This is a genomic window from Azotobacter chroococcum (assembly GCF_002220155.1).
Lineage (GTDB): Bacteria > Pseudomonadota > Gammaproteobacteria > Pseudomonadales > Pseudomonadaceae > Azotobacter > Azotobacter chroococcum.
Map to the genome: position 1 here is coordinate 3,616,386 of NZ_CP011835.1, position 12,371 is coordinate 3,628,756.

At 67.7% G+C, this 12,371-nt stretch carries 12 protein-coding genes; 7 read left to right on the plus strand and 5 right to left on the minus strand.

The window, feature by feature from the left end:
• The first annotated feature begins 73 nt into the window (after positions 1 to 73).
• The 4 genes from ACG10_RS16820 to ACG10_RS16835 all read left to right on the plus strand — a co-directional run bounded on the left by ACG10_RS16820 (position 74) and on the right by ACG10_RS16835 (position 4,578).
• A complete protein-coding gene (locus tag ACG10_RS16820) occupies positions 74 to 1,963 on the plus strand; it encodes a propionyl-CoA synthetase (protein WP_089169089.1) in 1,890 nt (629 codons plus the stop codon).
• Positions 1,964 to 2,338: 375 nt separating this feature from the next.
• Positions 2,339 to 3,358: a tonB-system energizer ExbB gene (gene exbB, locus ACG10_RS16825; RefSeq protein ID WP_089169090.1), complete on the plus strand. Its 1,020-nt coding sequence runs from the start codon at positions 2,339 to 2,341 to the stop codon at positions 3,356 to 3,358.
• Between the two features lie 3 nt (positions 3,359 to 3,361).
• Positions 3,362 to 3,787, plus strand: a complete 426-nt coding sequence (gene exbD, locus ACG10_RS16830; RefSeq protein ID WP_039805777.1) for a TonB system transport protein ExbD — start codon at positions 3,362 to 3,364, stop codon at positions 3,785 to 3,787.
• The gene (locus ACG10_RS16835; RefSeq protein WP_089169091.1) at positions 3,784 to 4,578 is read left to right on the plus strand and encodes an energy transducer TonB; all 795 of its coding nucleotides are present in this window, start codon (positions 3,784 to 3,786) and stop codon (positions 4,576 to 4,578) included. Before exbD ends, ACG10_RS16835 begins: the two co-directional genes overlap by 4 nt.
• A gap of 324 nt (positions 4,579 to 4,902) precedes the next feature.
• Here ACG10_RS16835 and tatA read toward each other — a convergent pair whose 3' ends face one another.
• Positions 4,903 to 5,118: a twin-arginine translocase TatA/TatE family subunit gene (tatA, locus tag ACG10_RS16840; RefSeq protein ID WP_089169092.1), complete on the minus strand. Its 216-nt coding sequence runs from the start codon at positions 5,116 to 5,118 to the stop codon at positions 4,903 to 4,905.
• Positions 5,119 to 5,185: 67 nt separating this feature from the next.
• A complete protein-coding gene (locus ACG10_RS16845; RefSeq protein ID WP_089169093.1) occupies positions 5,186 to 6,664 on the minus strand; it encodes an inorganic phosphate transporter in 1,479 nt (492 codons plus the stop codon).
• 244 nt (positions 6,665 to 6,908) lie between these two features.
• On the opposite strand from ACG10_RS16845, the gene ACG10_RS16850 reads away from it, so the two are divergent.
• The 3 genes from ACG10_RS16850 (at position 6,909) to ACG10_RS16860 (ending at position 10,238) form a co-directional block, all read left to right on the plus strand.
• The gene (locus tag ACG10_RS16850; protein ID WP_089169094.1) at positions 6,909 to 8,375 is read left to right on the plus strand and encodes a DUF4118 domain-containing protein; all 1,467 of its coding nucleotides are present in this window, start codon (positions 6,909 to 6,911) and stop codon (positions 8,373 to 8,375) included.
• The gene (locus ACG10_RS16855) at positions 8,372 to 9,061 is read left to right on the plus strand and encodes a response regulator (RefSeq protein ID WP_089169095.1); all 690 of its coding nucleotides are present in this window, start codon (positions 8,372 to 8,374) and stop codon (positions 9,059 to 9,061) included. The genes ACG10_RS16850 and ACG10_RS16855 overlap by 4 nt, the downstream gene beginning before the upstream one ends.
• Positions 9,062 to 9,233: 172 nt before the next feature.
• On the plus strand, positions 9,234 to 10,238 hold the full coding sequence (locus ACG10_RS16860; protein ID WP_089169096.1) for a TerC family protein: 1,005 nt from the start codon (positions 9,234 to 9,236) through the stop codon (positions 10,236 to 10,238).
• Positions 10,239 to 10,303: 65 nt separating this feature from the next.
• On the opposite strand, the gene ACG10_RS16865 is transcribed toward ACG10_RS16860, so the two are convergent.
• From ACG10_RS16865 to ACG10_RS16875, 3 genes are read right to left on the minus strand one after another with little or no spacing between them, the layout of a single operon-like run.
• On the minus strand, positions 10,304 to 10,762 hold the full coding sequence (locus ACG10_RS16865; RefSeq protein ID WP_089169097.1) for a ferritin-like domain-containing protein: 459 nt from the start codon (positions 10,760 to 10,762) through the stop codon (positions 10,304 to 10,306).
• A 9-nt stretch (positions 10,763 to 10,771) separates the two neighbouring features.
• A complete protein-coding gene (locus tag ACG10_RS16870; protein WP_089169098.1) occupies positions 10,772 to 11,056 on the minus strand; it encodes a ferredoxin family protein in 285 nt (94 codons plus the stop codon).
• 10 nt (positions 11,057 to 11,066) lie between these two features.
• The gene (locus ACG10_RS16875; RefSeq protein ID WP_089169099.1) at positions 11,067 to 12,365 is read right to left on the minus strand and encodes an FAD-dependent oxidoreductase; all 1,299 of its coding nucleotides are present in this window, start codon (positions 12,363 to 12,365) and stop codon (positions 11,067 to 11,069) included.
• Positions 12,366 to 12,371 lie beyond the last annotated feature (6 nt).

Sequence of the window (12,371 nt, forward strand, 5' to 3'; positions counted from 1 at the left end):
CCGCCTTCCGCCGTAGCCGCCGTTCCCGCGCATTCGCCGTTCTCGTCAATAACAACAACAGAGAGCCGAAAAGATGAACTATCAGCACTCCCATGAGCGTTCCATCGCCGACCCCGCCGGTTTCTGGGCCGAGCAGGCACAGGCCGTGAGCTGGTTCCGCTCCCCGACGGAAACGCTCCGCGCCCTGGCGGACGGCACCCACCAGTGGTTCGCCGACGGCCAGCTGAACAGTTGCTACCTGGCCCTGGACCAGCAGATCGAGCAGGGCCGCGGCGAGCAGACGGCGCTGATCTACGACTCGCCGGTCACCAACCGCAAGGCCCGCTACAGCTACCGCGAACTGCGCGACGAGGTGGCCCGCCTGGCCGGCGCTCTGCGCGAGCTGGGCGTGGAAAAGGGCGACCGGGTGATCATCTACATGCCGATGGTGCCGCAGGCGGCCATGGCCATGCTCGCCTGCGCGCGGATCGGCGCGGTGCATTCGGTGGTGTTCGGCGGCTTCGCTCCCCACGAGCTGGCGCTGCGCATCGACGACGCCAAGCCCAGGCTGCTGCTCACCGCCTCCTGCGGCCTGGAGTTCGAGCGGGTCATCGAATACAAGCCGCTGGTCGACAAGGCCCTGGAACTAGCCAGCCATCGGCCCGAACACGTGCTGGTACTGAAGCGGCCACAGGCGCCGGTCACGCTGGTCCCCGGACGCGACCTGGACTGGCACGCCATCGTCCCGCTGGCCGATCCGGTGGAGCCCGTGCCGGTCGGCAGCGGCGATCCGCTGTACATCATGTACACCTCGGGCACCACCGGAAAACCCAAGGGCATCGTCCGCGACAACGGCGGCAATGCGGTCGCCCTCACATTCGCCATGCGCCACATCTACGACATGCAGGCCGGCGACGTCTGGTGGGGCATCTCCGACGTCGGCTGGGTGGTCGGCCATTCGCTGATCGTCTACGGCCCGCTGATGGCCGGCTGCACCACCGTGCTCTACGAAGGCAAGCCGATCCGCACGCCCGATGCCGGCGCCTACTGGCGGGTGATCGAGGAATACGGCGTCAACAGCCTGTTCTGCGCGCCGACGGCGATCCGCGCCATACGCAAGGAGGATCCTTCGGGCGCGCTGAGCAGGCACCACGACCTGAGTTCGCTCAAGCACCTGTTCCTGGCCGGCGAGAAGCTCGATTCGAGCACGCATCAATGGCTGGAGGAACTGACCGGCAAGCCGGTGCACGACCACTGGTGGCAGACGGAAACCGGCTGGCCGGTCACCGCCCCCTGCACCGGGCTGGAAGGCTGCGTCTCGCGTCCCGGCTCGAGCAACCGGGCGGTGCCCGGCTACCGGGTCGCGGTGCTGGACGAGCAGGGCCAGCCGCTCGGGCCGAACCGCCAGGGTACGATCGTCATCGCCCTGCCCCTGCCGCCCGGCTGCGCGCAGACCCTGTGGAACGACCACCCGCGCTACCTGCAGTCCTACCTCGCCGCCTACCCCGACTACTACCACACCGGCGACGGCGGCTATCTCGACGAGGATGGCTTCGTCCACATCATGGGGCGCACCGACGACGTGATCAACGTGGCCGGCCACCGCCTCTCCACGGGCGAGATGGAAGATCTGGTGGCCCGGCATCCGGCGGTGGCGGAATGCGCGGTGATCGGCGTGCCCGACGCGATCAAGGGGCAGGTTCCGCTCGGGCTGATCGTCCTCAAGGACGGCGCGCGGATCGCCGAGCAGCAGTTGCAGCGGGAACTGACCGCCATGATCCGCGAGCAGATCGGCGCGCTGGCCTGCTTCCAGCGGATCGCCCTGGTCAAGCGCCTGCCGAAGACCCGCTCGGGCAAGATCCTCAGGGCGGTGCTGCGCAAGATCGCCAACGGCGAGGCGGTCGCCATTCCCTCGACCATCGACGATCCGGCCATCCTCGCCGAGATCGGCGCCACCCTGGCGGTATACACACGCGCCAGTTAGGGTCTGGGCTGCCGAAGCGGCTCGGGCGGCACCGGGCCTGCAAGAACGCCGGCCCCCGTCCGGCGGCCAAGGGCCGGCAGTCCTGCCGCCGGCCCGGTTTTATCCGCCACGCCGCTTTTCTTCTACGCTTGTCGTCGGTCCCCGGGCCGGTGGGGAAAGCCGCGCCGGACTCCATGCCGACCCGCCCCGCAAGACAGGAGTGATTCTCTTTTGTACCGTTTTTCTTGTTATGGGGTTACGATAGCTGCCTAGCAAACCACCAAGGTGACGGCCAAGCCCGCGGCCCTTGTCGACAAGGCCAAGGCGAAGCCTCCCTGGCTCCGACTGTCCCGGCAGCGACACCACGTCCTGCCCTCAATCAGATATCCGGCCAACATGCACCCGATCGTCTCCAGCGCCCAGCCAACCCGAACACTCCAACGCCGTCTGCCCGCCGCCCTGCTGCTCTGCAGCCTGCTGCTGGCCCCCGCCGTCCAGGCCGTCGAGCCGGCATCCGGGGCAGCTCCCGCCGCGCCGGCGGCAGCTCCCGCGGCAACGGCTCCGGCAGCGCCTCCGGCGCCGGCCACCCCGCCGGTCGACCCGGCCGCAGTGCCCGCGGGCCAGCCCGCCGCCGAGGCCGGTGCCGCAGCTCCGGCCGGCGCCGCTCCGGCAGCCGCTCCCGCGGAGGAAGCCGAGGCCGGCCTGGCCCACGACCTGTCGCCCTGGGGCATGTACCAGAACGCCGACATCGTGGTGAAAGCCGTGATGATCGGCCTGCTGCTGGCCTCGGTGGCCACCTGGACCATCTGGCTGGCCAAGGGTCTCGAGCTGCTCGGCGCGCGCCGCCGCCTGCGTGGCGCGCTGGCCGACCTCAAGGGCCTGCGCACCCTCGAGCAGGCCGCCGCCCTGCCGCGCGCCAGCCACTGCCTCAGCGCCCAGCTGATCGAGGACGCCCGCGAAGAGCTGCAGCTTTCCGCCGGCACCGTCGACAAGGACGGCATCAAGGAGCGCGTCAGCTTCCGCCTCGAGCGCCTGGTCGCCGCCAGCGGTCGCAAGATGAGCGTGGGCACCGGGGTGCTCGCCACCATCGGCTCCGTCTCGCCCTTCGTCGGCCTGTTCGGCACCGTCTGGGGCATCATGAACAGCTTCATCGGCATCGCCAAATCGCAGACCACCAACCTCGCGGTGGTCGCCCCCGGCATCGCCGAGGCCCTGCTGGCCACCGCCATCGGCCTGGTCGCGGCGATTCCGGCGGTGGTCATCTACAACGTCTTCGCCCGCTCCATCGCCGCCTACAAGGCGCAGGTCGCCGACCTCTCGTCGCAGGTGCTGCTGCTGGTCAGCCGCGACCTCGACCAGCCGTCGGCCGTCCGCCAGAGCCCGGCGCAGGCGTCGCACAGGGCGACAGTGGAGTAAGCCATGGGAATGCACATGAACGAGGGGGGTGACGACCTCCAGGAAGCCCACGACATCAACGTCACCCCCTTCATCGATGTCATGCTGGTGCTGCTGATCATCTTCATGGTTGCCGCCCCGCTGGCCACCGTGGACGTCAAGGTCGACCTGCCCGCCTCCACCGCGCAGCCGACAAAACGCCCGGACCAGCCGATCTACCTGAGCATCAAGAAGGACCACAGCCTCTACCTGGGCAACGACCGGGTCGAGCCGGACCTGCTCGGCAGCACGCTCGACCAGCAGACCAAGGGCGACAAGGAGGAAACCATCTTCGTCCGCGGCGACGAAGAGGTGGATTACGGCCAGCTGATGGAAGTCATGGATCTGCTGCGCACCGCCGGCTACCTGAAGATCGGCCTGGTCGGCCTGGAGACAGTGGGCAAGCCATGAGCGAACAACTGCGAACCCTGCCGCGCTGGGGGCTGTGCCTGCTGCTGGTGCTCGGCGTGCACGTCGGCATAGCGCTCTGGTCGCTGTACTGGCGGCCGGAGAGCAAGCCGATCGAGCTGGCGCCGCCACCGCCGGCCATGATGGTGGCGCTGGCGCCCGCCGCCGCGGCTGCCGCGGCTGCGCCATCGGCGCCGCCGCCGCCACCGGAGCCGGCCGCAGAGCCGGAGCCGGTGGTGCAGCCGAAGCCGATCGAGGCGCCCAAGCCCAAGCTGGCCCTGCCGCCGCCCAAGCCCAAGCCCAAGCCCAAGCCGCAACCGCCCAAGCCCAAGACCGAGGCCAAGCCGGTGCAGAAGGCCGCGCCCAAGCCGGAGCAGAAGTCCGAGCAGCAGCAGGTCGCCCAGAGCCAGTCGAAGAGCAGCGCACCGGCGGCCTCGAACGCCGCGCCCAGCAACGCGGCGCCGTCCGGTCAGGCCGGCAGCCCGGAGTCGTCGAATGCGCTGCCCAGCTGGCAGGGCATCCTGCGCGCCCACCTGAGCCGCTACAAGCGCTATCCCCCGGAGTCCCGCCGCCGTGGCGACGAAGGCACCGTCACGCTGCGCTTCAAGATCGACGGGCAGGGCCGCCTGCTGTCCTACGAGCTGGTCCGCCGCTCCGGCCGCACCGCCCTGGATCAGGCCACCCTGCAGATGATCCGCCGCGCCGAGCCGCTGCCGCCGCCTCCGGCGGAACTGCTGACCAACGGCACCCTGGAAGTGGTGGCGCCCTTCGCCTACTCGCTGCAGGACCGCTGACCACCAGCCGCCGCCCGCCGGGGCGGCGCGCTGGCCCCTCCCCGGACCGCCCTTCTCCGGCCGTCGGCCGATCCGCCACCACCGTACCCCCTTTGCCGCCGGCCGTCCGCAGCGGCGCCGATCGGTTCCGTCAGGCGAGAAAAACGGGAAGCGAACAAGGTGCCCGGCCCGGATGACACGTCGTCCAGGCCGGACTCCGGTGGCATATCCCCGCCGCCCGCCTCGGCGATGCGCGAGAGGCCAGGCTCCCGAGCATCCGAGGACGCGCCTTGCAATGAAACGAGCCGCGCCAGTCGCCGGGCAGAGGCGCAGCGCCTTGGCGGCTCAGCGAGCCTGGGGCCTGGATTCGTTCGCGCCAGCCGCCTCCACCGGTTTCGGCGTGTCTTCCCTGGCTTCGCTTTCTTCCGTCGCCATGGTCTTGCGGAAAGACTTGATCGCCTCGCCGAGATCGGAACCGAGGGTCCTCAGGCGTTTCGTGCCGAACACCAGGACCACGACCAGCAGCACGACCAACCAATGCTTGATGTCGAATGCACCCATTACAGCGACCTCTCGATGATCCGCCGGGAAAGGCCGGGCCCTTCCGGCGGGACCCGCGCGATGCGGGTCAGTTGTTGATGAACAGATAATTGGCAACCAGGTACAGGCCCGCGGCCAGGCCCATCGAGGCCGGCAGGGTCATCACCCAGGCCAGCAGAATACTCCCCACGGTGCCGCCCTGCAGGCCACTCCGATTGGCGACCATGCTTCCCGCCACGCCGGAGGACAGCACATGGGTCGTCGAGACCGGCAGGCTGTAGAGGTTGGCCAGGCCGATGGCCATGGCCGCCGTGACCTGGGCGCTCATGCCCTGCGCGTAGGTCATGCCCTCCTTGCCGATCTTCTCGCCCACGGTCAGGACGACGCGCTTCCAACCGATCATGGTTCCCAAGCCCAGGGCCAGGGCCACCGCCATCACCACCCAGAAGGGCGCATATTCGGTGGTCCCGGTGAGGTCCTTGCGCAACTTGTCCAGATCCTTCTTCTCCGCCTTCGGCAGGCTCTCGAGCTTGCCGACCTTGCGCGCCGAGTCGTCCAGGCAGAGCAGATAGCGGCGGATGTCGACCCGCGTCTGCGCCGGCAGCTCCGCATAGACCCGCGCCCCGTCCAGGGCCGCCATCAGGGCCTCCAGGGTGATCTCGGTCTGCTTGGGATCGCAGCGGTACTTCTCCGGCAGGTCGGTGCCGTTGCTCTTGCCGAGCGCCAGGTAGTCCGCGAGCGATCCGGAATTGCGCTGGTAGAAGTCGCGCAGGTGTACCGCCGCGTCGCGCGTCCTCTCGACCTCATAGGCCGTGCTGTTCAGGTTGAGGGCGAAGTGCGCGGGCACTATCCCGATCAGCACGAGCATGATCAGTCCGATGCCCTTCTGGCCGTCGTTCGAGCCGTGCACGAAGCTCACGCCCATGGCGGACAGGACCAGGATCAGGCGGTTCCAGAACGGCGGATGCTTCTTGCCGATCTGCTCCTTGCGCTGCGGCGGGGAGCTATGCATGGAGGAGCGCGGCTTCCACAGCTTCAGCCCGAGGAGGATGGCGCCGGCGACCAGAAAGCCGGCCAGCGGGGAGAGCAGCAGCGAGATGCCGATATCCATGGCCTTCTGCCAGTTCACGCCTTCGGACACGGTCACATCGGTCAACAGTGTATTGGCCAGCCCCACGCCGAGGATCGAGCCGATCAAGGTGTGCGAGCTCGAGGCCGGAATGCCGAAATACCAGGTGCCCAGGTTCCAGACGATGGCGGCGGCCAGCAGCGAGAAGACCATGGCCAGCCCGCGACCGGTGTTCACGTCGATGAGCAGCTCGACGGGCAGCAGGTGCACGATGGCATAGGCCACGCCGACACCGCCCAACAAGACGCCGAGGAAGTTGAACACCCCGGACGCGAAGACCGCCAGATACGGCGGCATCGCCTTGGTGTAGATCACCGTCGCCACTGCGTTCGCGGTGTCATGGAAACCGTTGATGAATTCGAAAGCCAGAACGAAAGCCAGCGCTACAGTCAGGCTGACGAGCAGCCAGCCGTCCAGGTCAAGCAAAAGGTCAAACATGTGAAAGGGCTCGGAAAAGGGGGCGGCATTGTCACAAAACTTTCAAGAAGAACCCAATACCTCCCGATATCCGTTCGCCGAGTCACGTTTTCGCATGCCTTTCACGATGCCCCCTGGGGTTCGAACTCGCTCAGAGTTGCCCCGCTCCGATGGAGGACACGAGCTGGTCATTTTTTATACCGTTTTTATGCCACTCCCGATACGATGCCTCGTTTAGAGGCTCCGGGGTCAAGGCCACGCCACCGTGACACTGCATAAATTTCTACCCGCCCTGCTGGTCAGCGTCGGCCTCACCCTGCTCATGCTGCCGCTGCAGGAGGCCATCGACCTTTCCAACACGGCGCTGCTCTACGTGCTGGTCGTCGTCGTCATCGGCAGCCACTACGGTCGCGGCCCGGCGATCGCCGCGGCCCTGCTGAGTTCCCTGCTCTACGCCCATGTCTTCGTTCCGCCGCTGTTCTCCCTGGCGATCACCGAAGTCCAGTATCTGCTGGCCGCGGTGGTCATGCTGGTGGTGGCCCTGCTGGTCGGGCACCTCACCGCCTCCCTGAAGAGCCAGGCCGAGCAGGTGCAGGCCCGGGAGACCCAGGCCCGCGCCCTCTACGACCTGGCCCGGCACCTGAGCGCCGCCCAGACGCCGACCGAGGTGGAGGAGATCGCCAGCCGCTTTCTCGGCACCGCGCTGCAGGCCACCCAGACCCGCATCCTGCCGGAAAGCGCCCTGACCGCGCCGCCGGCACCGCTCACCACGCCCCTGCTGCAGTCGGCCCTCGCCGGCCGCCACCCCCTGCTCAGCGCCGGCGGCGATCCGCGCCATACGCTGGCCCTGGTCCCGCTGAACGCCAGCGGCCCGCCGCATGTGCTGGCCTGCGAACTGCCCGCCGCCCAGGCGGGCAGCGATGCCACCCGCGAGCTGCTGGAAACCGCCTCGTCGGTGCTGACGGTCGCCCTGGAGCGCACGCATTTCGCCGAGGTCGCCCGGGAAACCGAGCTGCGCCGCGCCGCCGAATCCCTGCGCAGCTCCATCCTCTCTGCGCTGTCCCACGACCTGCGCACCCCCCTGACGGTGATGGTCGGCCTGGCCGACACCCTGGCCCTCGGCAAGGCCTCGCCGGAGCGCCAGAAAAGCATGCTGAACGCCCTGCGCAACCAGGCCCTGTCGATCAACCAGTTGGTCACCAACCTGCTCGACATGGCCCGCCTGCGTTCCGGCACCATCGAGCTGAACGAGGCCTGGCAGCCGATCGACGAGGTCATCGGCGCCACCCTGCAACAGGTCCGCGCCCACTGGAAGGAGCGCGAAGTCACCCTGGACATCCCGTCAGGCCTGCCCCCCCTGCGCTTCGATGCGGTGCTGGTCGAGCGGGTGCTGTGGAACCTGCTGGAAAACGCCATCAAGTATTCGCCGGACGACACCCCGGTGGAGCTGGTGGTGCGCCGCTTCGGCAACTGGCTGGACGTGATGGTCTGCGACTGGGGCCCCGGCCTGCCGGCCGACGGCGCCGAGGAGCTGTTCGGCCTGTTCCGCCGCGGCCAGGCGGAGTCCAGCATCCCCGGCGTCGGCCTCGGCCTGGCCATCGCCCGCAGCATCGCCGAGGCCCACGGCGGCCAGGTGATGGCGGAAAACCGCATGGGCGGCGGCGCCTGCTTCCGCCTGCGTCTGCCGCTGGGCAGCGCGCCCACCCTGAGCGATCTGAAGGACGAAACATGAGCGAAACCCCGACCATCCTGCTGGTGGAGGACGACCGGCAGATCCGCGAGCTGGTGGCGGCCACCCTGGAGGGCGAAGGCTACACCATCATCGAGGCCGGCACCGCCGCCCAGGGCGCGGTGGAGGCCGGCGCCCGCAAGCCGGACCTCTTGATCCTCGACCTGGGCCTGCCGGATCGCAACGGCATCAACTTCATCCGCGACTACCGGATCTGGTCCGCCGTCCCCATCCTGGTGCTCTCCGCCCGCTCCCAGGAAATCAGCAAGGTCACCGCCCTGGATGCGGGTGCCGACGACTACCTGACCAAGCCCTTCGGGGTTTCCGAGCTGCTGGCGCGGGTGCGCGCCCTGCTGCGGCGCAGCCCTGCGGAGCGGGAGCAGCTGGAGCCGATCATCGAATTCGGCGACTGCCGGATCGACTGCGTGCACCGCGCGGTCACCCGCGCCGGCGAGCCCCTGCACCTGACCGACATCCAGTACCGCCTGCTGATCCTGCTGGCCTCGAACCCCGGCCGGGTACTCACCCACCGCCAGCTGCTGCTGCAGATCTGGGGCAGCCACGCGCTGGAGAACAACCAGTACCTGCGGATCTACGTGGGCCATCTGCGGCAGAAGATCGAGCGCATCCCCGCCCAGCCGCAGCACATCCTCACCGAGATCGGCGTCGGCTACCGCTTCCAGCCCTGAGGCTGACCGGTGGACGCCCCCGTTCGCGGCCTGAAAAAGCTTGCAACGGCTTCGCGCTTGAGCCCCCCGTGCAGGATCACTAGGCTGAAGATGTGACGCCGGGCCCCTCTGACGGTCATTGCCGCCATGTCGGAGTCACAGTTCATTCAACTTCGACTGCAAGGAGGGGCTCATGGACGCTTTCATGGCGTTTGCCTCGACCACCTTTCTCGGCACATCCACCTGGTTTTGGCTGCTGTTCATCGGCATCGTCATCGCGCTGCTGGTCTTCGACCTCGGCGTGCTGCACCGCGACCATCACGAAATCGGCGTCAAGGAAAGCCTGCTGCTGTCGGCCGGCTACATCAGCGCCGGCCTGCTGTTCGGCCTGCTGGTCTGGCTCTGGAAGGGGCCGGATGCGAGCCTCGACTACTACACCGGCTTCCTGATCGAGAAGTCGCTGTCGATGGACAACGTGTTCGTCATGGCGATGATCTTCGGCTACCTGGCGATCCCCCGCAAATACCAGCACGAGGTGCTGTTCTGGGGCATCCTCGGGGTGATCGTGCTGCGCGCGCTGATGATCGGCCTGGGCGCCGCGCTGATCGCCGAGTTCCACTGGATCCTCTACGTGTTCGGCCTGTTCCTGCTGCTGACCGGCCTGCGGATGCTGTTCGCCCGGGTCGACGACGAGCAGAACATGGAAAACAACAAGTTCGTCCAGTTCCTGCGCCGCCACCTGCGGGTGACCGACCGGCTGCACGAGGGGCGCTTCATCGTCCGCCAGCCCAACGCCCACGGCCACAACGTGCTCTGGGCCACCCCGCTGCTGCTGGCGCTGATCCTGATCGAATGCGCCGACGTGGTGTTCGCGGTGGACAGCGTGCCGGCGATCTTCGCCATCACCCTCGACCCCTTCATCGTCTACACCTCGAACATCTTCGCCGTGCTCGGCCTGCGCGCGCTGTACTTCGCCCTGGCGGCGCTGATCCACCGCTTCGCCTACCTGAAGTACGCCCTGGCCCTGGTGCTGGTGTTCATCGGCGGCAAGATCTTCCTGGTCAACATCATCGGCAAGATCCCCTCCGGCATCTCGCTCGGCGTGACCTTCGGCCTGCTGCTCGGCGGTGTCCTGTTCTCCCTGTGGAAGACCCGCAACCAGCCGGCGCTCGAGGCAACCGGGAAACAACCCGACTGAGGCCACGCGGCCGGTGAGTACGGCACACAAGCCGCACTCGCCGGCCTTGGCGAAGCGGATCGACGTCAGCCCTTGGCCAGACCGCTCCGCCAGCTCTCCAGCTGGGCCACATGTTCGGCCTCTTCCTCGGCGAACGCCTCGGCCATGCTCCTTACCTCCGGATCCTCGGCGTCTGCGGCGATCGTCCGGTAGTAGTCGCAGCTGCGCCGCTCGCCGTCCAGGGCCAGGGCCAGGGCGCCGGGCACATCCATGAAGCCGTCCACGCCGGCCCAGGCCGCGGCTTCCGAGCTGGTGCCCTCGGGCCAGTCATAGTCCTCGGCAGCCAGCGTCGGCAGGTCGTGGAACCCGCCGCGCTGCATGGCCTCCTTCAGGTGCAGGCGGGAATAGTGCGCCATCTGCCGGAAGAACTCGGCCACCTCCATGCTGCCGAGGCTCTGCATGGCCTCGGCCAGCTCCTCGTAGCGGCGCGCCGACTCCTTCTCCAACTGGATGGCATGGGCCAGGAAACGCTGGATATCGTCCATGCCCGTCCCTCAACCGAACTTGAACAGGATGCCGAACCCGCCCCGCGGCCATTCCCAGGCCACGTTGCGGTGTTCGTCGCAGATGATCCGGCAGGTCCCGCATTCCAGGCAGCCGTCGGTGGCCAGCGCCACCGAGCCGTCGGCCTCGCGGCTGTAGCAGCCGGCGGGGCAGCAGACGGTGCATTGCTGGTTGCGGCACCTGGCGCAGACCTCGGCATCCTTGATCTGGATGTGCGGGCGGTCGGCATCGACCCGGTAGCGGTCCTGGAACAGCTTCTCTTCGATCTTCGACATGCTCTTCTCCTTACTCGACGGCGCGCCAGAACTTGAAGGCATCGGCGATCAGCCCGAACAGCGAGCGGGATGCGACGAAGCTCTTCCTGATTTCCTTCTCCTTGGTCTTCTTGTCCACCCCGTCCACGCGGATCAGGGTCTGGGCAGCCTTGGAGAGCAGGTCCGGATAGGTGGTGAAGAACTGCTTGTTCTTGTGGAAGATCTCCGGCATGCGCCGGTACTTCTTCAGGTCCTTCATGACGAAGCTGTCGTCCAGCCTCTGCTTGTAGCCGGCCAGGTTGGCGGCGCTGAACGGCTTGCCGGCGGCCTTCAGCTCGATCAGGGTCTGCGCCGCCAGCATGCCGGTGGTCATCGCCAGGTTGGAGCCTTCGCGGTGGAGGCCGTTGACGAACTGCCCGGCGTCGCCGGCGATCATCCAGCCCTCGCCGTAGACCTGGGGAATGGCGTGGTAGCCGCCCTCGGGGATCAGGTGCGCGGCGTATTCCTTCATCTCGCTGCCGGCAATCAGCGGCGCGATGGAGGGATGGGCCTTCATCCGGTCGAGCAACTCGTAGGGGGTGACCTTCTGCTCCTTGAAGTCGGAGAGCATGCAGCCGACGCCCAGGGTGATCGACTCCTTGTTGGTGTAGAGGAACCCGGTGCCCATCATGCCGGCGCTGATCTTGCCGGCCATCTCGATGACCACGCCCTCCTCCTCGCCGATGTTGAAGCGCGCCTCGATGGTTTCCTGGGGCAGGAAGTGGATCTCCTTCACCGCCAGGGCCACGTTCTCGGGCTTGATCTCCGGCTGGAAGCCGGCCTTCACCGCCAGGCGCGAGTTCGCCCCGTCGGCGAGGATCACCGCGTCGGCGCGGATCTCGCCGCCCTGGCGGTCGGTGCGCACGCCCACCACCTTGCCGCCCTCGATCAGCAGGTCGGTCACCGTGGTTTCGCAGATGGTCAGCACCCCGGCCTCGCGGGCCTTCTTGTTGAACCACTGGTCGAAGTGCACGCGGATGATGGTGTAGCGGTTGTACGGCGGCTTGTTGAAGTCCTCGGAACGGTAGTGCGTGCCCATGTAGGAAGCGTCGTCCATCACCCAGACGCGCTGCTCGATCAGGTGGCGCTCCAGGGGCGCGTCGTCGCGGAAGTCGGGGATGATCTTCTCGATGGCGTCCGCGTAGAGGATCGCGCCCTGCACGTTCTTCGAGCCGGGGGTTTCGCCCCGCTCGATCTGCAGCACCTTGAGCCCGCCCTTGGCCAGGGTATAAGCGGCCGCGTTGCCGGCCATGCCGGCACCGACCACGATTACGTCGAATCTTTCAGCCATGCTGTG